Genomic DNA, 21,318 nt, shown 5'->3' with positions numbered 1-21,318 from the left:
CTGGAAGCTAGCCTCCCATCGGCGCGTCCCGCGCGCTCTCATGTCGTATGGCTGGCACACGCGCCAGGCGCAGGGCGTCCTGAGCGCGCCCCTCGCCGCGGAGCGGCGGCGCTGCTCTCCGTCTACCGCGGCGGGTGCCCCCTGCACAGGGCATACGAGCCGCGTTACACTCCGCGGTGATCGTGGCGCCCCTTGCACCGAACACGACCCTGGACGACGCGCCCGGCCCCCCGTCGGAGCACCGCGGCCTCCGGAAGCCAAGGCCCGGGCTGGTCCTGATCTTCTCGGTGGACGGCCCCCGCTGCGATGTGCTCCCGCTGGAGGACGGCGAGATCGAGCTCGGGCGATGCGAGGTAGCGGGCGTGCTCCTGGACGACAAGCGGATGTCGCGCAAGCACGCGCGCGTGCGCTGGAGCGAGGGCAAGTGGCACGTCGAGGATCTCGACAGCCGGAACGGCACCTGGCTCGATGGCGTCCCGCTGATCGGCACGCGCGCCGGCGCCGAGCTCCGGATCGTGCGCACAGGCTGGTCGGTGTTCTTGCTCCAGGCCGACGTGGAGCCGTTCCGCGCGGGGATCTCGCGCGCCGAGGGCACGATCCTCGGCCCGACCCTCGCCCGCACGTGGGATGCGATCGGTCGGGCGGCGAGCCTCGAGACGACGCTGCACATCACCGGCGAGAGCGGAACGGGTAAGGAGCACGCGGCGCGGGCCTTCCACGTCCTCGGCCCGCGCCGCGATGGGCCCTTCGTCGCCGTGAACTGCGCCGCCATCCCCGAGGAGCTGGCCGAGCGGCTGCTCTTCGGCGCGCGCAAAGGGGCGTACTCGGGCGCCGCGGCGGACGCCGAGGGCTACGTGCAGGCAGCGCACGGCGGGGTGCTCTTTCTCGACGAGGTAGCCGAGCTCGACCTCGGGGTGCAGGCGAAGCTCCTGCGGGCGCTGGAGGCGAAGGAGGTGATCCCCCTCGGGGCCTCGCGGCCGGTGAGCGTGGATTTCGCGCTGGTCTCGGCGACCCACAAGGATTTGCGAGCCCAGGTGGCCGCGGGGAAGCTGCGCGACGATCTCTTCTTCCGCATCGCGCGGCCTTCGGTCCGCATACCGCCGCTGAGCGAGCGATCGGAGGACATCCCGTGGCTCGTCGATGCGGCCCTGCGGCATGCGACGTCGGCTGGCGCGCACGCCGAGACGACCGCGCCCGCTCGGGCGCATGCGTCGCTGATCGAGGCGTGCCTCCTGCGGGCGTGGCCAGGAAACATTCGAGAGCTCACCGCAGAGATCCGGGCAGCAGCGCAGGAGGCGCACCTTGCGGGCAGCTCGGTGGTGCACGAGCGGCACCTCTCCCCGTCGGCGGGGCGGCTGAGCGTCCCTGAGCCACCAGCGGGCATGTCCGGCGGGGTCCTGGGCGAGACCGTGAAGGACGCCACGCGGGCGCAGCGGCCGGCGGCGGAGAAGGGGCCCTCGCGGCGGGCAGCGGCGTGGCCCGCCGCGGCGGAGATCGAGGCGGTGCTGCGCCGTGAAAACGGCAACGTGATGCGCGCGGCCCGGGCGCTCGGCATGCACCGGACCCAGCTCTACCGCTGGCTCGCGCAACGCGGGGCGGGCGGGGACGCAGAAGGGTGAGGCTGCGGGCCCGCGTGCGGCGCTCGCTCGGCCAATCGGCAGAGCCGCCTTGTCTCACCCACAAGTTCTACGGAGAGTGTCCAGCAGACGTTCGTCCCGCCCACGGCGAGCCGCCATGGAGAGCTCGGGGAGTGCGCTCCCTCAGACTGGCTGTGGCGTGAAGGCGGCCGCCCACGGATTGAAACACCACCGGTCGGCCGAGGCGGCAACCTTGTACAGGTTCGAGGCACCTCGGGTCGGGCGAGGGGGTAACCTTGTACAAACTGAAGGGGAGCGGGGTCGGACGAGGGGACAACCTTATACAAACTGAAGGGGGGCTGGGTCGGACGAGGGGACAACCTTGTACGAACTGAAGGCGGTCGGGGTCGGACGAGGCGGCAACCGCTACCAGGGCCTCGGAATGTGGTCGGCCATCGCCGCCGACGTCTCCCGCGCGGCGCGGACCGCCGCTAGCCAGTGGACCTGGGCCGGGTCGCCGTCCCACGGCGGCGCCTCGCGCCAGCGCGCGTCCCAGTACTCGCGCGCGGCCGCCTCGGCCGTCGCGAGCTCGCTCTCGTCCTCGGGCGCGTCCTCGACGCGATCCGCGAAGTACCGCCATGGTTCCGAGTCGCGGTGGCACCGCTTCGACCAAGGGGGCGCAGGCTCCCCGTCGAGGATTCCGTCGCTGCTCCGGAGATAGGCCTCGTAGGCGCTCTGCGCCACCGCGCGGCGCCGGTGGACGGTGACCCAGTGCGCGCACGTCTCGCGGTACGCCTCGGCCCACGCGCGATCCTCCTCGGGTACATCATCGCGCCAGGCGCTCGCGTGGAGCTCGCGCAGCGCTCGCTGGCTCGCCTCCACGTCCTCGCGACTCGCGCCGCTCGCGCGCCACGCGGCCACGAGGGCTCGCTCGCGAGCTGCGCTCGGTCCCTGCAAGTTCGCCTCCGCCTGCTGGCGGTACCAGTGATAGGGAGGATCCACCATCCGGGGGATGTTCCTCTTCGTGGAGTAGGGTCTCTCGCTTCGTCCCAGCCGGAAGCCCCGCTGGAAGGCGCGGAGCGCCTCGGGACCGTGGCCCTGGGCCACATCGTCAGCCGTCAGCAGCTTCCAGAGATAGGTCCTGTCCAGGCGCGCGAGCGCCTCGGCCTCCGTGGTCGGCTTTCGCTCGAGAGCCCCATAACCGGCAACGAACGCCCGCTTCACGGCGGCGATCAGCATCGGCCACGGCGGGGCGGCTCTGCCGTCGACCCAGTGGTTGAACTCTTTCCGGTGCGCCTCGGCCCACGCGCGATCCTCCTCCTCCGACAGATCGTCTCGCCATGCCGTGCCGCACACCTCGCCCAGGTTCTGGAGGTAGGACTTCCATTCTCGTGGATCCTTGGTCATGAACATGACCGACCCATTGCCCGCCTCATGCACGACGAGATGACGTTTCATGGATGATCCCCGCCCGTGGGGTCCGTGGGCTCTCCGCCCGTAGGAAACGAGTCGGACGGTCTGGGAGGGCATCCCCAGCCCTCCCCTGCGCCGAGCGGGCAGAGAAGCGGCGCGAACCGAGGAATAGCCCACCCTGGAGGCGGCCCGGGGAGGGTGATCAAGGCTTCGATCAGGTCATCTGGCGTGATCGCGTCTGGATCGACCATCTTCGGATCCACCTTCTCGGGCTCGTATCGAAAATCCCATACGTACTTGCACTCGATGTCGGTGTACGCGGGCAGCAACTTCTCGATCTCCTTCTTCGCGTCAGGGACGACCCACGACGCAAATTCTTCGGCGCAAAAGAGATATGTCGCGTTGGCCCTTTTGACGAGGCAGGTGACCACATCCTCGACGGTCAAGAACTTATTCGGGCGGTCGTACCAGCCGCTCCATAGCCCGCCCTCGTTGTCGCGACACTGTACTTTGCCCACCTCGTCGTTGGGGTCCTTGCCCGCCAACCATCTCTGTGCCCTCCATTTCATGTACCATCTCTTGTACTCCTTTGCCTCTGAGGACGGCATCGACGCGATCTGATGTCTCAGTTCCTCGCGATCTTCGGGGTCCAAGATAGAGCAGCCGACGACGAGCGAAACGAGCACGGCGACACGCAGACGTCTCATACGCCTCCCTCCTTAACGTGGCGCACGCTACACCGCGCCGCGTCGCCGGACAAGACGTCCCGCGGGCCGTACAGCGCGAGCGGCAAGACTGCCCTTGTGAGCACGGCGTCCGCAACGTCGACCCTCGTGGTTCTCTCACTTGCGGCGACGACGGCAATCACCAGGCTCAGCGGCGGGTCATCCCAGCGCACCACAGCCACTGCTTATCGCAGGGACGAAATCGAAATTCGAGCGTTCACCTGGCCTGGCGCGGAGAGATCCCCGCAATACCGCAGGCGAGCTCCGAGAGCACGGTCACGGCCGCGCCGTACCCGCCGGCGTCCTCGGAGCTCGCGTTGCCCTGCAGGCTCCGCCGGTAGACACCCTGAGCGATCGCGGCGAGACGAAAGACGCCGAAGGCCATGAAGTACGGCCACGCATCGATGCCGCTGCGACCGGAGAGCTCGCAGTAGGAGGCGACCATCTCGTCCTCGGTCGGGATCCCGAGCGACGCGACATCGACCCCGGCAAGGCCGCCGCGGCCAGGGAGGTTGATGCGGTAACCCATGCAAGCGTACGCGAGATCGCTCACCGGATGTCCGAGCGTCGAGAGCTCCCAGTCGATCGTCGCGATCGCCTCGGGCGCAGCGCCGGTCGAAAAGATGATGTTGTCGATGCGGTAGTCGCCATGGACGAGCGTCGTCTCGTCGTTCGCCGGGACATTCGCGGAGAGCCAGCGCATGAGCGCCTCCATCGCCGGCACCTCGCCCGTGCGCGACGCCTCGTATTGCTTCGACCAGCGGTCGACCTGTCGCGCGACGAAGCCGCCCACCTTGCCGTAGTCCGCGAGCCCCACGGCGGCGTAGTCGACGCGATGGAGCGCCGCGAGGACACGGATGTACGCTGCATAGATCGCGCGGCGCTCTTCGGAGGTCCCGAGCTCAGGCAACGTCGGATCCCAGAAGATCCGTCCGGCGGCGTACCGCATGACGAAGAACGGCGCGCCGAGCACGGAGCCGTCCTCGCAGAGGGCGAGCGCGTCCGGGACGGGCACCTCGGTGTCGCGGAGAGCGCGCATGACCCGGTACTCGCGCTCGACGGCGTGCGCGGAGGGAAGGAGCTTGCCGGGCGGCTTCTTCCGCAAGACGAGCTCGAGATCTCCGCCGGCTCCGCCGTCGACGCCCACCCAGTACGTCGGGTTCGACTGACCGCCCTTGAACTGGGCGACGGTCACGGCGCCTCCCGCGCAGCCTTCGACGTGCGCGGTGAGCCAGCGGCCGAGGGCCGCTTCGTCGATCCGGTGCGCCTCGCGGGGCGCGCGTGTGTTGGTCGGCGGCGTGAGGGCCATCGCAGGTCAGACGCTATCACGCAGCCCTTCGGCCTCCTATACTGCCGCTGTGACGATCTCCTTCGATCTGCCCCCCGATCTGGCCGATCTCCGCGGCCGCGTGCGCGCGTTCGTCGACGCGCATGTCATTCCGAACGAGACGTCGATCCTCGACGAGGATCGCGCGGGACGGAGGGATACGCTCACGGCGCTCCGCGAGCGCGCGCGGGCCGAGGGGCTGTTCGTCCCGCACCTGCCCGCGGAGCACGGCGGGCTGGGGCTCGGCGTCATGGGCATGTGCGCGCTCTTTCGCGAGATGGGCCGCTCTCCGCTCGGCGCGGCCTGCTTCAACTGCGACGCGCCGGACCAGGGCAACATGGACCTCCTGCACAAGGCGGCGTCGCCCGCGATCCGCGCGAAATACCTCGCGCCGCTCGCCCGGGCCGAGATCTCGAGCGCCTTCTCGATGACCGAGCCCGCCCCCGGCGCCGGCGCGGATCCATCGAATCTGCGCACGAGGGCGGCCAGGGTCGGCGGCGGCTGGGTGATCGATGGCCACAAGTGGTATACGACCGGCGGCGGTGAGGCGGCGTTCCTCATCGTGATGGCGCGGACGTCCGACGATCCTCGCACCGGCGCGACGTTGTTCGTCGTCGATCGTCACGCCGAAGGCGTCGAGCACGTGCGCGACATCCCCGTGATGAGCCCGCCAATGCTCCAGCACCGCGAGGCCGAGCTCCGCTTCCACGCCGTGCGCGTCGGCGACGACGCGGTCCTCGGCGGCGTCGGCGAGGGGTTCCTCCTCGCGCAGCGGCGCCTCGTGCCGGCGCGCCTCACGCACTGCATGCGCTGGCTCGGCTGGGCCGACCGCGCGCTCGGGATGTGCCGCGACTACGTCCTCACGCGGGAGAGCTTCGGCAAGACGCTCGCTCACCACCAGATGATCCAGAAGAAGATCGCCGACGCAGCGTCGGGCATCCACGCCGGCAACCTGATGACGCTGCACTGCGCGGCGATGCTCGAGCAAGGCAAGGAGAAGGAGGCGCGCCCCTACTCCTCGATGGCGAAGAACCACGTCGCCCGGCTCCTCTGCCAGGTGCTCGACGACGCGATCCAGATGCACGGCTCGCTCGGATACAGCGAAGACATGCCGTTCTCGCTCTGGTACCGATTCGCCAGGTCCGCTCGCATCGCCGATGGTCCGGACGAGGTGCACGACGTCGTTGTCGCGCGCGACTTCTTGCGAGGGGCGCTGACGACGCTGATCTGAGCGGGCGCCCGCTGAGAGGCATCCGAGCGGCCTCAAGCGAGCCCTCCACCCTCGCCCTGCTCACGACCCCTCGACTCCTCCGCCGGGCTGCCGGCCTGAGGAGGCGACGGCTCCTCTGACACGGGGGGCGACTTACTCGCGGCGGACGCGGGCGCGCATGTGCTCGGTGCCCGCGAGGCGTGCGAAGAACTCGAGCAGGCCGATCTGCCCGCTCATCAGGCTCTGCTGGACCTCCTCGATGGCGCACTCGGCCCCGAGCGCCCCGCCGTACGTATACGTCGAGCCGAGCTTGCTCACGCACTCGGTCACCTCGGGCGCGCTGGCGAGCGCCTCGGCCAGGCCCTTCGCGCCGGTGACAGGCCGCTTCTCGCCCGCGACGGCGATGTAGCCCGAGTCGTCGATGGGGAGGCCCCCCTCGTCGGCGCGGTAGCGCCCCATCTCGTCGAAGTGCTCCAGCGCGAAGCCCGTGGGATCGAAGCTCGCGTGGCACGTGTTGCAGCCGTCGGCCGAGATGTGGATCTGCTCGTAGCGCGCGCGTGTGGTCGTCTGCCCCGGATCGGGCTTGGTGATCGCCGGAATGTTCGCCGGCGGCGGGGGGATATAGCCGCAGAGGAGCCGCTCGAAGACGAGCAGGCCACGGTGGGTCGGCGACGAGCTGTCCATGCGCGAGTTCCCGGCGAGGACGGAGCCCTGGGCGAGCAGCCCGACGCCCCAGTCCAGAGGCCGCTCCACGCGCTGGAAGCCCTGTCCGGTGACGCCGCCGTATCCGTAGAACGTCGAGAGCTGGGCGTTCAGGAAGGTGGTTGGCGCCGTCAAGAGCTCGGTGACGCCGGCGCCGCGCGTGTAGATGACCTCCTCGAGGAAGAGGCGCGTCTCCTCCTGCATGAGGGCGCCATACGTGCTGAAGTCGGGGATCTTCTCCTTGGCGATCCCGTTCACCTTCCCGTAGCGGAGCCACTGCTGCAAGAAGCGGCTCATCGCCTCGTGGCCGCGCGGCGTGCTCAGGAGCGCGCGCGCCTCCTCGACGAGCGCCTCCGGCGAGCTGAGCTCCCCGCGCGCCGCCTTGTCGAGCAGCTCGGGCGTGGGCGTCGAGCCCGTGGTGTTGTAGGCCAGCGCCGTCGCGATCTCGTGCTGGGTCAGCTCGTAGCGCCCGGCGCTCGGCGCGCCGATCTCCGAGCGGTAGAACGCCTGGGGCGACTGGATCATCGACACAAGCGTCCACTTGAGCCCGACGCGGAAGTCGGACTTTCCGCTCACCGAGGTGTGGAGCGCCAGGAGCTCGCCCTTCTCCTCCTCGGTCACCGGGCGGCGGAACAGCCGCAGCCCGTGCCGCGTGACGAACTCGGCAGCGCACTCGGGGCCGGGCTGGGCCGCTGCGCACGGGAGCGAGGCGGCCAGCGCCGCGTCCGCCGTCACGATGTCAGCGACCTCCTCCGCGGTGCTCAGGAGCTCCTTCGCGGTCTGGGCGCCGACCTGCAGCGCCTGCGCGTCGTTGGTGAAGCCGAGCTCCGATGTCGGGTCCGTGCCCAGCCGGACCCCGGACCAGGCCGCCGTGCCGAGCTCGGGGAAGACGTCGCGGAGGCTGTTTTCCAGCTCCAGGGCGGAGAGCCGCCGCAGCACCGGAGCGCCGACCTGAGCCTGCTCGCACGAGCTGCCGTCGATGACCGGACCTTTCACGGGGTCGTCCTCACCGCCGATGCTGCCCGCGCCGCACGCGAGGAGCGAGGACGAGAGCCCGGCGAGCGCCCACGTTTGCCAGCGCTTCATGACTTCAGCTCCTGGATCGGCTGCGCGCTTTGCGCGCCGAACCTGTTGATCGAGACGCCCATGGCGTCGCCGAGCGTGGCCAGCATGTTGACGTGGTCGGTGTCGACGTCGACGACGCCGCGGCTCGCGATGCGGCCGCCGGCGTTGCCGATCAGGATCGCCGGGAGGTACGAGTGGACGATCTGGCTCCCGAGATAGACGTCGTGGACGTTGGAGTTGTGATCCGCGCCGTCGCCGATCTCGCTGCACACATAGATGAGCGAGTTGTGGAGGACGGTGTTGCCGGGATCGAGCGGATCCGGCTGGTCGAGGAGGGTGAGCAGCTTCTCCGCGAGCCGCGCGAAGAACCAGCTCTGGACGGTCGCGAACTCCATGCGACCCGGCGGCTCGCGGGAGTGGGACGTGGCCCCGTGGTAGGGGCTCGCGCTCCCAGGGCCATCGGTGAAGTCCATGGGGAGATCGCAGTTGACCCACAGGTTCTGCATCGTGACGACGCGCGCCGTGCCGCACACCATGGCGTTCGCGGCGACCTCGAGGTGCGCGTCGACGACGCGCCGCAGGTTCTCTTGCTCGAACACGCTCTTGCCCGCCAGCGCGTCGAGCGCCGGCAGCGCCGGCTTGCTGCTGCAGCCGTTCATGACCGGCCTGTCGGCCGCGGCCTTGATCGAGCGCACCGACTCGAGGTGTACGGCGAGCTTGTTCTGCTCCTTCGTGAGGCCCGAGAGCGAGCGCTGCATCCTCTCCAGCTGGCGCTCGGTGAGCCCCAGCGCCTCGTTGCGGAACGCAGCCTCGTCGGCCTCTGGCCCGCTCCCGCCGCCCTGCTGCCCGCCGCCGACGGCCCCGAGCATGGCCGCCGCCGCGGCCGCGGGGTCCTCCGTGGGGCGCACCCACACGCCCCCGTGCTGGATCAGGTACGAGTTCTTGTCGAACCCGGTCCCGTCCTGGTTCCTCGGATAGGGGTTGGCGCCAAGGTTGTAGGCCTCGACACCCAGCGCCTGCGCGATGGTGTGATCCACCGAGTCGACCCCGGCGCCGTCCTTGACGCCGGTGAGCACGCCGGAGACCGCCTCGTGGTTGTTGAAGCCGTTGATGCCGAGCCCGCGGCAGACATTGATGTACTTGCCGAAGGGCGCGAGCGGCGAGAGGACCGTGGAGCCTTTCAGGAAGTCCGCTCCCGATCCGTAGGGCTCGGCATACTCCATGGGCATGCCATGGGGGACGAAGTAGATGAACAGCCGGACCGGCGCGGAGCTCGGCTCGGCCAGCGCCAGGTTGCTCATCCGGAAGGCCAGCGGCGCGGCGATGCCGGCGCCGAGCGCCTTCAAGAAGATGCGCCGTCCCAGCGCGAGCTCTCTCTTTTTGTACCCAGTCTCAAGAAAACGCATCTCGTCCCTCCATTCGGGTAAGCAAGCACGCCCCGTGGATGACCGTCGTAGTCTTGCTATGTTGTTGCTTCGTCAAGCAAGCAAGCGTGGTATCCCGAATTATCTCACAGCTGGCATACGAAGCAACCCACGACGAGCGGGCGCGATACACCAGCCGCTGCTCGTCGCGGGGACGTAATCGAAGACCGAGCCTTCACATGGGGAGCCGACGTTCGCTGTCGTGCGCCGCGGGGGCTACCGCCCGAGCACCTCGTCATAGAGGTCCTCGTACGCGCGCGCCATGCGGTCGATCCCGAACCGCTCCATCACCCGTGCCCGCCCGCGCAATCCCATCTCCGCGCGATCATCCCGCACGGCCACCGCCTCGAGCGCGGCCGCCAGGGTCTCCGGCGCTCCAGGCGGCACCAGGTTCCCCGTCTCGCCCTCCAGCACGATCTCCGGATTGCCCCCCACCCGCGTCGCGACGATCGGCAACCCCGCCGCCGCCGCCTCGATGAGCGTCAGCGAGATCCCCTCCGTCAACGACGCGAGCGCGAACACATCGAACGCCGGCAAGAGCTCCGCCACGTCCCCGCGCGTCCCCGTGAACGTCACCGCCCCGCCGAGCCCGAGCCGCGCCGCCTGCGCCTCGAGCGCAGGCCGCCGCGGGCCGTCGCCGATCAGCGTCAGATGCGCGTCGGGCCGCGTCGTGCGGAGCCGCGCGAAGGCGTCGAGCAGCGTCGCGTGATCCTTCTCCGGAGACAGCCGCGCGACACACCCCACGTGGTAGCCCGTCGCCGGCACCCCGAGCCGCGCGCGCGCCGCGCCCGCGTCGCCCGGCCGGAACACGTCCGTGTCCACGCCGTTCAAGATCGTCACGACCTTGGCCGGGTCGACATGCTCCACCTCGAGCGCGACCGCCCGCGTGTCGTCGCTCACCGCCACCACCCGGTCCGTGAGCGCCGCGGCCAGCCGGTTGACCAGCACCTTCCGCTTCTGCTTCGGGTAGTTGCGCCCGTGCTTCGTGTGGATGACGCGCGGCCCGCCTCCGCCAGGGAGCGCCACCGCCCGCAGGAGGCCCGCCGCGAGCGCGCCATAGAGGTGCGGCCCCGGGTTGTGCGTGTGCACAAGCCCGATCCCCTCGCGCCGCAGCCACGCCGAGAGCCGCAACGGCAGGCCCGGGTCGAGGCCGGGCTTCCGCGAGAGCACCACGAGCGGCACGCCGAGCCGCGCCAGCTCCTCGGCCAGCGCGCCGGGCTCCTGGAGCGCGCACACCACCGGCGCGAACCGGTCGCGCGCCATCCTGTCGAGCAGCCGGAGCACCACCCGCTCGAGCCCACCCACGTTGAGCGAGAGCACCACGTGGGCGACCTTCACGGGCCGGCCCGGCGCGGCGGACGGCGCCGGCCGGACCCCGGGCGCTCCGCTCATGCCGCGGCCCCGCGGCCGAACTCGATCGGCACCTCGGTCATGGTGAAGCGGAACTTCCCCCCCGAGGTGACCGGGATGTCGCTGACGAGCTGCACCCGGATGTCCGCCCGCTCCCCGAGGAACCGGCGCAGATCGCGCTCGATGGCCTGCGACGTCTCCGGCCCGTACCCCTCGCCAGGGATGATCTTGATCGTGATCGCCCGCGTCTTGTCCTGGTGAACCTGATACCGCTCCACCGTCGGGTTGTCCTTGAAGAAGTAGGGGAAGAACACGGACGAGAGGAGCTGGCCGTCCGTCCCGACGATCATGTCGAGCACCCGCCCCTCGACCGAGGCGAGCAGCGGCAACCCGCGGCCGCACGAGCAGGCCTTGTCGGCCGCGACCACCACATCCTCGTTCTTGTAACGCAGCAGCGGCATCGACCGGCACACGAGATCGCTCAGGATCACCTCGCCCGGCTCGCCGGGCCGCGCGTGCCGGCCGCCGCGCACCACCTCGAGGAAGACGTTCTCGATGTTGAGGTGCTTGCCCTCGTGGCGCTCACACTCCGCGCCGATCAGCATCATCTCCCTGCACCCATAGCGGTCGTAGACCGGCGCCTGGAACGCCTGCTCGATCACCTCGCGCTGGTGAGGGAAGAGCCGCTCCGCCGTCGCGATGATCCCCCTCGGCGTGGGCAGCCGGTGCCCCGTCTCGAGCGCAAAGCGCGCCGTGTAGTAGAGAGGGCTCGTGTATCCCACGACGAGGTTCGGCTGGTAGCGCCGGATCTCGTCCACCACCCCCGCGAGCCGCTCCTCCGCCAGGTTCCACGCGCTGACCGTCTTCTTCCGGATCAGCGCCTCGTGCAGCGTGCGCTTCGCCTTCTTCCAGCGGGGCTCCAGGGTCGGAATCCCCCAGATGTACAGCTCCTTGTCCCCGATCCGGCCGCCGGCCCACGCGTCGGAGCGCAGGGCCGCGGCGCTTCTACACTCGTACGTCGCGTGATCGTAAAAGAAGCGCGCCGGCTCTCCGGTCGATCCGCCCGTACCGCTCCTGAAGAGCTTGCCGCGCCACCCATCCGCGATGAGCTCGCTGCCGTGCGCGCGGAGATCGGCTTTGGTCAACACCGGAAAGCGCGCGAGATCCTCGGGCGCGTGCACGTCCTTGACCCGCACCCCGTATTCGGCGAAGCGGCGCCGGTAGAAGGGCACGCTCTGCTCGGCAAAGCGGAGGGCCGCCAGCATCTTTCTCCAGTTGAGCTCCCTGAGCTCGCGCTCCGGACGCCACTGGGACCGCTCCAGCTCCCCCAGGTAGGCCAGCGTGGCTCTCCCTCGGAGTTTCGTCTCGTAGAACGGAAAGAGCACGTTCCGAAAGAGGGCTGAATACATGGCTGCTGAGGATTCTTTCGAACCTCGGCCACACAGTCAAGCAGCCGCGGCCGGGTCGCCGCTTCCCCACGCACGCGCCACCCACGCGCGCCACCCACGCGCGCCCACCCACATGTTGCGCACGCCACGCCACCCGCGGCCACGATTGGTTACCGCGGAGATGGCGTGAGTGAACTCCTCATGACAGCGGCGCGGCTCAGCTCGATCCGCTCACCGCGGCGCGGTGACACGCGCGCTGCGCATCCCCCTCGCCCTCGCCCGCCGGCGCAGCCGGGCGAGCCAGCACACATGCGCTCTTCCGTCCGCAGCGCGGCCGCGACTCGGCGCCTCACTGCAGCGTCGGCTCCGCTTCTTGCTGCCAGAGCGCCGCCAGCGCGAACGTCTTGGCGTTCTCCGGCACGGCCTGGCAAAAGCTCTGCCGCCGCGCCGGGTCCTGAATCCATTGCGCCCGCGCGACGAGCCGCTGCGTCGCCACCGTGATCGCCTCGCGCGCCGCCTCGTGGTGGCCGCAGGCGCGGAGCGACTCGGCATACACGAGCCGGATCTGCGCCTCGCCCTCCTCGGTCCCGCCGACCGACACGAGCAGCCCGAGCCCGCGCCGGGCCGCCTCGAGCGCCTCCTCTGCCCGGCCCTGCTCGAGCAGCACCCGCGCGCGCACCGAGAGCGCGTGCGCCTGGAGCGTCGGCACGTGCGCCAGCATCGCCACGGCCGCGCCCGCCTCGTTGTCCGCCGCGTCGAGGTCGCCGAGCCGCGTCAGGATCGCGGCGAGGTACGCCCGCGACCGCGCCTCCTGCCGCCGGTTCGCCTGCGCCACGAAGGCGTCGATCGCCTCGGCCGTGGCCGCCCGCGCCGCGCCGAGATCGCCCTGCTGGATCCAGAGCAGGCCCTGGTTCTGCTTGGCGAACGCCGCCACGTTGTAGAGCCCGAGCCGCCCCGCCTCCGCGAGCGCGTCGCGCAGCTCGGCCTCGGCGCGACCGTAGACCCCGAGCTGGAGCAGGCAGTGCGCCGCGTTCACGCGGCTCAGGCACGCGTTCCTGAGGTCGCCGGTCTGGAGGTAGGCGGGGATGCTCTGCTCCGTGCACGCGAGCGACGCCGCAGGGTCGCCGTAGCAGAGCGCCCGCGACGCCCGGAGCGCGTGGATGCGCGCGGCCACCGCCGCGTCGCGCTCGGCGAGCGGCATCGCCACCCGGGAGAGCTCCTGCACGATCTCCTCCGCCGCGGCGTACTGGCCCCCGTGCAGGAGCGACCCGGCGATGCGCGCCAGCGCGCTCACGGAGGCGCCGGTCGCCTCCGCGACGTCGACCCACGAGCCGCGGTCCCCGCTGCCCGGGCCGGCCCCCCGGAGCTCCTCGACGAGATCCGCGAGCCGGTCGCCCATGCCGAGGCGCACGCGCATCGACGCGGCCTCCCCGGCCGCCGCGTACCAGAGCGCGCTCTTCCGGGGGAAGCCCCGCATCGCCATGACGGCGCACCGCTCGGCCTGGGAGGCCTCGCCGAGCCACTTGTGCGCCTCGGCCTGGACGAGGCGCAGCGCCGCGAAGAACTCCCCGTCCACGTCGGCGCTCGCGGCCCCCTGCTCGGCCCGCTGGATCGCGGCGCGGAAGTCGTTCGCCCCGAGCGCCTGCTCCGCCGCGCGCCGGAACCAGACGACCGCGCGCTCCGCGTCGCCGCCGCGCTCGAAGTGGTCCGCCAGCAGCGCCGCGTCGCGCTCGCCGGCCGCGTCCAGCCACTCGCCGGCGAGCAGGTGGCCGAGCGCGCGATCCTCGTCCGTGAGCGTCGCGTACGCCGCCTCGCGCACGAGCGCGTGCCGGAACGCGTACTCGTGCTCGCTCCGGAACTTGCCCTCGCCCCGCCGCGCGATGAGCTCGCGATCGACCAGCACCGCGAGCCACCCGTCCACCTGGGGGGCGCGGCGCTCGCCGCCGAGCAGCGCCATCAGCCCGCCGCGCCAGAACTTCTGGCCGAACACGCTCGCGGCCCGGAGCACCCGCCGCGCCTCGCCGTCGAGCGACTCGAGGCGGGCCTGCACCATCGACAGCACCGTCTCGGGGAGCGCCTCGGTCCGGCCCGAGGCGGCGGCGCGGATGAGCTCTTCCAGGTAGAACGCGTTGCCCCCGGCCCGCTCGCACAGGCGCGCGCAGAGGTCGGGCGTCACGGCGTCGCCGAGCACCTCGCGGACGAGCCGCTCGCTCCCCCGCCGCCCGATCTCGCGCAGCCGGAGCTCCTGGACGCCGCGCGAGACCCACACCTTCGGGAAGATGGTCTCGACCTCCGGCCGCGCCAGCGCGAGCACCATGAGCGGCTGGTCGCGGAGCGCGAGGGCCGCGTCGATGAGCTTCACCGTGGGCACGTCGCCCCACTGGAGATCCTCGAGCACGAGGAGCACCGGCTCGGCCCGGCACTCGGCGAGCACGAAGTCCTCGAAGGCGCGGCGGATCTGGTCGCCCATGAGCATCGGGTCGCTCCGCGCGGCGCGCAGCTCCACCCGGCCCTCGTCGGAGAAGCGGATCCGCGCCACCTCGCCGAGGAACTCGGTCACGCGGTCGAGGTCGGCGCCGTTCAGGTACCGGCCCACGCGGGCGCGGAGGCGCTGCTCGCGGACCTCCTGCGGCTCGCCGCCCGAGAGCCCGGCCTCGCGGCGGAGCATCTGGCGCAGCATCCCGAAGGGCGAGCCGGCGCTCATCGGGTCGGCGTGGCCGAGCCAGACCTGCACCCGCTCCTTGCGCTCCTCGACGCGGCGCAGAAACTCGTAGCGCAGCCGGCTCTTGCCGAGCCCCGCGGGCGCCGTGATCAGCACCGCGCGCGCGGTCGGCTCCGAGAGGCACTCGTCGAGCACGGCGTCGAGGATGGCGAGCTCGTGGTCGCGCCCCACGAACGGCGTCGTGCGCCCGAGCAGCGTCCGCGCGGCCTCGACGAGATCGCGCTCGGCGCGGAGCACGAGGCCTGTCGCGTCGCCGCCGACCTCGAAGCGGGCGTCGAGCAGGCCGGCCATCACCTCGTCGAGGCGGATCGACCCGCCGTCGGCGCGGTCGAGCAACCGCACGGCGCGGTCGATGGTGGGCCCCATCGGGAGCTGGTCGTCGGCGGAGCCGCGGCCGGCGACCAGGGCCATCTGCACGCCGGGCAGGAGGTCCCGCACCTCGATCGCGCACCGCGCCGCGCGGGCGGCCTGGTCCGTGATGAGGCCGCGCCCCTCGAGGGTGATGAGCAGGAGCCCGTCCGCAAGCGTCTGCAGGGCCCCGCCGAAGCGCGACGCCACGCGCTTCACCTCGTCCTCCGGGACGGTGCGCGCGAGGGGCATGGTCATCGGGAGCGTCATCGGCATGGTGGGCCCCTGCCACGAGGGGGCCTCCGGCGCGCCCATGCGCGCGAGCATCAGGCACAGCGTGCGCCGCTCGCCGGTCGTGAGCGCGCTCGCGCGCCGGCTCGCGGGCGCGGGGGGGGTGCTCTTGATCTCGCCGACGCGGAGCAGATCGAGGGCCACGGCGGCGCCGTTCGCGGGCCGGTCCGCCGGGGCCTTGGCGAGCATGCGCGCCACGGCGATGTCGACGTTCTCGGGGACGTCGGCGCGCAGGTCGCGGAGGCGCGGGGCCTCGTCGAGCACGACGCGGAGGAGGGCGGTGTGGATGTCGTCGCCGACGAACGGCGGGCGGCCGGTGAGGCAGTGGAACAGGACGCAGCCGAGCGCGAACACGTCGGCCTGGGCGCCGACGTCGCGCTCGCCGCGCGCCTGCTCCGGCGCCATGTAGAACGGCGTGCCCATGACGACGCCGGTCATCGTGAGGGGCGCGAGCGACGTGAGGCGGGCGATGCCGAAGTCGAGGAGCTTGACCTGCTCGGCCGACTTGTCGACGAGGTACAGGTTGCTCGGCTTGAGGTCGCGGTGGACGACGTTGTGGCGGTGCGCCTCGGCGAGCGCCTCGGCGACCCGGAGGCCGAGCGTGACGCTCTCGGCGATGGTGAGCCCGCGCCGGCGCAGCCGGTCGCCGAGGCTCTCGCCCTCGAGCCACTCGAGCGCGAGCCAGGGCTCGCCGCTCTCCGTGGCGCCCTGCGCGATGTACCGGACGATGCCGGGGTGCCGCAGCTCGGCGAGCACCTGCGCCTCGCGCGCGAAGCGCTCGCCGTGCTCGAGGCCGCGGCCCGACATGACCTTGAGCGCCGCCGTCTCGCCCGTGTGCCGGTCGAGGGCGCGGTAGACGGAGCCCATCCCGCCCGACCCGGCGAGGCGCTCGATCAAGAAGCGGTCGGCGACGATGTCCCCGGGTTTCATCGGGACGGCGAGTATCACACGGAGCCCCGTGGGAGAGGCCAGATCCCGGCAATCCCGGCGACGAACCCGCGGCAGGGCGCCGGCGAGCCGGCTCACTCCCCACGGCCAAGGTGTGATAGGGTGCGCGCTATGTCTGCGCTAGTTCTGCCCTCCGTCGAGCTGCTTTCGCCGTACGAGACGGGGAAGCCGCTCGATGAGCTCGCGCGCGAGCTCGGCGTGACGGACGCCGTGAAGCTCGCCTCGAACGAGAACCCGCTCGGCCCGAGCCCGCGCGCCCTCGAGGCGGCGCGCCAGGCGCTCGCGAACGTGCACCTCTACCCGGACGGGGCGGCGTACCGGCTGCGCGAGCGGCTCGCGGCGGTCCACGGCGTCACGATGGAGGAGATCGTCCAGGGAAACGGCTCGAACGAGCTCCTCGACCTGATCGTGCACACGTTCGCGACGCCCGGGTCGCACATCGTGTTCGCCGACCCGGCCTTCGTGGTCTACAAGCTCGCCGCGCTCGCCTACGGCGTCCCGTTCACGGCCGTGCCGCTGCGCGACCTGCGGCACGACCTCGAGGCCATGGCCGCGGCCGTCACGCCGAAGACGCGCCTCCTGTTCATCGCGAACCCGAACAACCCGACGGGCACGCACGTGGGCCGCGCCGCGGTCGAGCGCCTGCTCAAGGAGGTCCCGCCCGAGGTCATCGTGGTCATGGACGAGGCGTACATCCAGTACGCGGACGCGGCGGACTTCCCGGACTCCATGCGCCTCCGCGGCCTCCGCGAGCGGCTGCTCGTGCTCCGCACCTTCTCGAAGATCTACGGCCTGGCGGGCTTCCGCGTCGGCTACGCCGTCGGCCCGACGCAGCTCATCGACTACCTGAACCGGGTGCGCGCGCCGTTCAACGTGAGCGCGCTGGCGCAGGCGGCCGCCGTCGCGGCGCTCGACGACGCCGAGCACGTCGAGAAGAGCCGCGCGCTGAACCTCCGCGAGCGCGACCGGCTCACGCGCGAGCTCACGCGGCTCGGGCTCTCGGTGGCGCCGAGCCAGGCGAACTTCGTGCTCGTGGACGTCGGTCGGCCGGCGCGCCCGGTGTACGACGCCCTGCTCCGGAAGGGCGTCATCGTGCGGCCCTTCGGCAACCTGCCGACCAGCCTTCGGGTCACCATCGGCACCGAGCGCGAGAACCAGCGATTCCTCGACAGCCTGTCCGCAGTGCTGGGCTGACCCGGCGAGCGGCGCGCTACCAGCGCCTCGCCTCCGGCGGTGCGCAGCGCGCTGCGGCGCGCAGCATGCCGCCGAGGCGCAACGGCACGAGCGTGATGAGCTCGCGCTCCTCCGCGGCGCCGGGGCGCGCCGATGGGTTCTCGTAGACGTGCAGGAAGTCGCAGCCGCCCGCCGGCTCGGCCGCCGTCTGCCCGACCTCGAAGACGAACGGGCTACCTCGATCGTTCACCTCCGGGTCGAACGAGGAGGCGAGCCTGGACATGAGCTCGTCCGCGCCCTCCGGCGGGCTCGTGCGCGCGATGTCGACGAAGCGCGAGAACAGCGCATAGCTCGACGGGTGAGCCATCGAGCACAGGCAAAACACGGGTCGACCCGGGTGGGCGAGCATGTACCGGATCAGGCGCAAAAGGACGTGGCGGAGGACGGTATCGTCGCCGACGTGCTCGCCGAGCGCCCCGGACTCGCCGCGGAAGATCGCGATCTGCGCGCCGGAAGGCTCCGGATCCATGATCTGAGCCGCGAAATAGCCGGTGATCTGGCCGCCAGCGCCCCTGTGGACCACGACGGCGCCGTGCTCCGCGCCAGCGTCGATGACGTGGGTGGCGAAGCTCTTCTCCCTCTGCGCGCCCTCGAAGATCACGCGGCGTAAGCCATAGAGCTCGTCGATGAGGCGCTGTCTCTGATCCGGCGACATCTCACGTGGAACAAGAACCTCGACGGAGGTCTGGTCATTCATCGAATCCTCCATGCCTGGCCCATCCCGATCGCCCACCAGGGCCGCGGGACGGCGGTCCGCTGGGCGCCGTCAGCGTCGTTCGTGCGGTCGGCGTTGGCGCCGTCAGCGCCATCAGCGCCATCAGCGCCATCCCATTCAGCAATGGTGGTGCCACCGGTGCGAGGAGCGGCGATGACGCCACGGTCCTCCCCTCACCGCCGGCCGTGCGCCACGCGCGACGCGCCAGCCCGGCCCGGACGGGCTCGTCGGCGCGGCGCCGCCGCGAACCTGACGGCCGATCGCGGCGCGTCCGCTGGCTTCGCCGGACCGCACAGCAGGACGGGTGAGGCAGGCGGGCATCAGTCCCGCAGGCATCACGAACGCCGGATGACCGCGCGACCGAGCGATCCATGCCACGAGACGCTCGCGGCGCGCGCCGCCCTCAGCGCCTCGTGCCACGCGGCCGCGAGCGCGATTGCCCGCTGGCAAACGGTGCTTTACGGTCGCGCTCCATGCGCCGCGTTCGTCGAGCCCGCCTCTCCCGCCTTCCCTCCGCGCTCGCGCTCGCCTGCGGAGCCCTCCTCGCCTGCGCCGCGTGCTCCGGCAGCGGCGGCGCGCCGGGCAAGGCGCCAGCCAGAACGCAGGGCGAGGCGCCCGCGCCCGCGGCGCAGGGCGAGGCGCCGACCGCGCCGACCCAGGCCTCGCCCGGCCCCGCGGCGCCCTCGCCCGATTTCCTGAGCAAGCGGCCGGCCACCTCGCTGCTCTCGGGTCGCCTCGCGGTCCGGCTGCCCGAGGGGGCGCGGATCGAGGCGCGCGCGCGCTCGATCATGGCCGCGGCGGAGCCGGACGAAGAGGAGACCCGCGTGGTGCTCGACGCCGGCGACGAGCGCTTCGTGATGATGGCCTCCGAGCTCTTCGCGCTCGGCGGCAAGGACCCCGAGGGCGGCGTGCGCGCCGCGATGGCCGCGGACTTCCCCGGGGGCAGCGCCACGGTGGAGCCGCTCCGCCTGTCCGACGAGCAGCTCAGGGCCTGGGCCGTGTTCCCTGGGAGCACGAATCGGGGCAGCGTCGCGATCCCGGTGCTCGGCCTGTACGTCCTGCACCCGGACGGCTTCGTTCAGAGGCTCGCCTTCTACGTGAATCCTCCGGCCGCGAAGGACGCGGCGGGCTGCAGCGCGCTCGCGGCCGGCGCGGGCGATCTGCCGGAGACGCCCGGCGAGCTGCCCCGCTGCACGGCCTTCGCGCGCGCGATCGCCGCCACCGTGAGCGCGGGACCGCGGCGCATCGACGCGGGCGGAGGAGAGCGCGCCATCAAGGGACAGGGCAGCGAGGACAGCTTCCTCGTGAAGGTCCCGGCAGGCGCGAGCACCGCCCTGCAGCGCGGCCCGGACTTCACGGTGCACCGCGTGCGATTGCCCGCGGAGCTCGGCGCGCCGCAGTCCGCGATAGGCATCTATGTCGGTGACCACCCGTCGTTCCAGTACAACCAGAACGAGGCGAAGGTGACTCCCACGCTCAGGCCAGGCAAGGTGTTCGGAAAGGCGATGAGCTGGCAAGTATGGCCCATGAGCCCCACGCGCGTCATGGCGGAGGCGATCCTGCCGCACCCGAAGATCAAGGGCCTGAGGGTTCACCTCTTCGCCGGCGCCGCGGACGACAAGGCGCTCGGGCCGCTGCTCGACGTCGCCGCCTCGCTGCGGGCGCCCTGACGGCCCGGGGCGCCGCCGAGGCGCGGCCCCGGCGCGAAGCGGATCGGCAGGCGGGTCGGGCCGTGCACGTGGATCGCCCGGCGCGGCTCCCACGGCGCGTCGCTCGCGAGCTCGAGGCCGCCGAGCCGCGCGACGAGATCCGCCAGCGCTACCCTGGCTTCGAGGCGCGAGAGCGGCGCCCCGATACAGAAGTGAATGCCGTGCCCGAACGCGATGTGCGGGTTGGGATCGCGCGCGATGTCGAAGCGGTCAGGGTCGCAGAATTGCTGCGAATCTCGGTTGGCTGAGCCGATCATCGCCAGCACCGCCTTGCCGGCCGGGATCACCTGGCCGTGCATCGGGACATCGCGCCGCGTCACGCGGAACATCGCCTGGACTGGCGAGCGGTAACGCAGGACCTCCTCGATCGCGGAGGGCAGCAGATCGGGCGCGGCCCGGAGGCGAGCGAGCTCGTCCGGGTTCTCGAGGAAACACAGCATCGCATTGCCGATCAGGTTGGTTGTCGTCTCGTGGCCGGCCACGAGGAGGAGCTGGAAGAAGCCCAGGATCTCGTCCTCGTTCAGCCGCTCTCCGTCCACCTCGGCCTCGACGAGCCTGGTCAGGAGGTCATCCTCGGGCGCCGCCCGCCGCTGCTCGATGAGGCCTCTCAGGTAGGCCTGCATCTCGGCCGTCACCGCGGTGAACTCGTCGAGCGCCCGGGCCGCCTCCTCGCTGCCGGAGACCGTGGTGCTGAGGTCCAGGATCGCGTCGCTCCAGCGCTTGAACCGCGGCTGGTCCGCGATCGGGGCGCCGAGCATCTCGGCGATCACCAGGAGGGGCAGCGGGACCGTGTAGTCCTCGGCGAGGTCCATCTGGCCGCTCTCGATCGTCCGGTCCAGGAGCTCGCGCGACAGCCGGCGGATGCGCGGCTCGAGCCCCGCGACCGCGCGCGGGGTGAAGGCTCGCATGATGATTGCGCGCAGCTTGGTGTGGCGCGGAGGGTCCGAGAAGATGAGCCACTCGGCGGTCCTGGTGCCCGGCGGCGACACGACCGAGCTGAACGCCTCGTGATCGTGGAGCGCCCGCTTCACGCCGTCGTAATCGAAGATCATCCACGAGTCGGACGGCGGGTAGTGGAGCACGGGAGAGCGGCTCCGGAGCTGGTCGTACACGGGGTAAGGGTTGCGGCGCATCTCTTCCGAGAACAGGTTCATCGCTCACGACCTCCAGC

The 21,318-nt window shown here is 71.5% G+C and carries 15 protein-coding genes; 4 read left to right on the top strand and 11 right to left on the bottom strand.

The genetic code is table 11. The features are described from left to right. Positions 1–182 precede the first annotated feature (182 nt). Positions 183–1,619, top strand: coding sequence for a sigma 54-interacting transcriptional regulator (locus tag WME82_RS48230; RefSeq protein ID WP_438040833.1), 1,437 nt, complete (start codon positions 183–185; stop codon positions 1,617–1,619). A 384-nt stretch (positions 1,620–2,003) separates the two neighbouring features. Here the strand turns inward: WME82_RS48230 and WME82_RS48225 are convergent, their stop codons facing one another. Genes WME82_RS48225 through WME82_RS48210 form a run of 4 tightly spaced genes read right to left on the bottom strand, consistent with a single transcriptional unit; the run spans position 2,004 to position 5,024 of the window. Further along, entirely contained in the window at positions 2,004–3,035 is a 1,032-nt protein-coding gene (locus WME82_RS48225; RefSeq protein ID WP_438040832.1) for a hypothetical protein, read from the bottom strand. Then, positions 3,032–3,697: a hypothetical protein gene (locus tag WME82_RS48220; RefSeq protein ID WP_438040831.1), complete on the bottom strand. Its 666-nt coding sequence runs from the start codon at positions 3,695–3,697 to the stop codon at positions 3,032–3,034. The genes WME82_RS48225 and WME82_RS48220 overlap by 4 nt, the downstream gene beginning before the upstream one ends. Beyond that, entirely contained in the window at positions 3,694–3,888 is a 195-nt protein-coding gene (locus WME82_RS48215) for a hypothetical protein (RefSeq protein WP_437914084.1), read from the bottom strand. The genes WME82_RS48220 and WME82_RS48215 overlap by 4 nt, the downstream gene beginning before the upstream one ends. 44 nt (positions 3,889–3,932) lie before the next feature. Beyond that, positions 3,933–5,024, bottom strand: a complete 1,092-nt coding sequence (locus tag WME82_RS48210) for a phosphotransferase family protein (RefSeq protein WP_438040830.1) — start codon at positions 5,022–5,024, stop codon at positions 3,933–3,935. A gap of 49 nt (positions 5,025–5,073) precedes the next feature. Between WME82_RS48210 and WME82_RS48205 the strand changes: the two genes are divergently transcribed. After that, positions 5,074–6,273, top strand: coding sequence for an acyl-CoA dehydrogenase family protein (locus WME82_RS48205; protein ID WP_438040829.1), 1,200 nt, complete (start codon positions 5,074–5,076; stop codon positions 6,271–6,273). A gap of 132 nt (positions 6,274–6,405) precedes the next feature. Here the strand turns inward: WME82_RS48205 and WME82_RS48200 are convergent, their stop codons facing one another. From WME82_RS48200 to WME82_RS48180, 5 genes are all read right to left on the bottom strand, one after another. Further along, positions 6,406–8,040 carry a DUF1592 domain-containing protein gene (locus tag WME82_RS48200; RefSeq protein ID WP_437743157.1) on the bottom strand — a complete coding sequence of 545 codons (1,635 nt, stop codon included), beginning with the start codon at positions 8,038–8,040 and terminating at the stop codon, positions 6,406–6,408. Continuing rightward, complete coding sequence (locus WME82_RS48195; RefSeq protein ID WP_438040828.1) at positions 8,037–9,425, bottom strand: DUF1552 domain-containing protein; 1,389 nt, start codon at positions 9,423–9,425, stop codon at positions 8,037–8,039. Before WME82_RS48195 ends, WME82_RS48200 begins: the two co-directional genes overlap by 4 nt. Positions 9,426–9,659: 234 nt before the next feature. Continuing rightward, positions 9,660–10,835, bottom strand: a complete 1,176-nt coding sequence (locus WME82_RS48190; protein ID WP_438040827.1) for a glycosyltransferase family 4 protein — start codon at positions 10,833–10,835, stop codon at positions 9,660–9,662. Further along, positions 10,832–12,202: a phenylacetate--CoA ligase family protein gene (locus WME82_RS48185; RefSeq protein WP_438040826.1), complete on the bottom strand. Its 1,371-nt coding sequence runs from the start codon at positions 12,200–12,202 to the stop codon at positions 10,832–10,834. Before WME82_RS48185 ends, WME82_RS48190 begins: the two co-directional genes overlap by 4 nt. 328 nt (positions 12,203–12,530) lie before the next feature. Beyond that, the gene (locus WME82_RS48180) at positions 12,531–16,472 is read right to left on the bottom strand and encodes a protein kinase domain-containing protein (RefSeq protein ID WP_438040825.1); all 3,942 of its coding nucleotides are present in this window, start codon (positions 16,470–16,472) and stop codon (positions 12,531–12,533) included. A 129-nt stretch (positions 16,473–16,601) separates the two neighbouring features. Between WME82_RS48180 and hisC the strand changes: the two genes are divergently transcribed. Then, a complete protein-coding gene (hisC, locus tag WME82_RS48175; RefSeq protein WP_438040824.1) occupies positions 16,602–17,684 on the top strand; it encodes a histidinol-phosphate transaminase in 1,083 nt (360 codons plus the stop codon). 16 nt (positions 17,685–17,700) lie between these two features. Here the strand turns inward: hisC and WME82_RS48170 are convergent, their stop codons facing one another. Further along, positions 17,701–18,420: a hypothetical protein gene (locus WME82_RS48170; protein WP_438040823.1), complete on the bottom strand. Its 720-nt coding sequence runs from the start codon at positions 18,418–18,420 to the stop codon at positions 17,701–17,703. A 491-nt stretch (positions 18,421–18,911) separates the two neighbouring features. Between WME82_RS48170 and WME82_RS48165 the strand changes: the two genes are divergently transcribed. After that, a complete protein-coding gene (locus WME82_RS48165; RefSeq protein WP_438040822.1) occupies positions 18,912–20,108 on the top strand; it encodes a hypothetical protein in 1,197 nt (398 codons plus the stop codon). On the opposite strand, the gene WME82_RS48160 is transcribed toward WME82_RS48165, so the two are convergent. Beyond that, a complete protein-coding gene (locus WME82_RS48160; RefSeq protein ID WP_438040821.1) occupies positions 20,030–21,301 on the bottom strand; it encodes a cytochrome P450 in 1,272 nt (423 codons plus the stop codon). The genes WME82_RS48165 and WME82_RS48160 overlap by 79 nt on opposite strands. Positions 21,302–21,318 lie beyond the last annotated feature (17 nt).

It is taken from the genome of Sorangium sp. So ce128 (assembly GCF_051525245.1).
Classification (GTDB): Bacteria; Myxococcota_A; Polyangia; order Polyangiales; family Polyangiaceae; genus Sorangium; species Sorangium cellulosum_B.
This window is presented reverse-complemented; position numbering and strand designations above follow the sequence as displayed.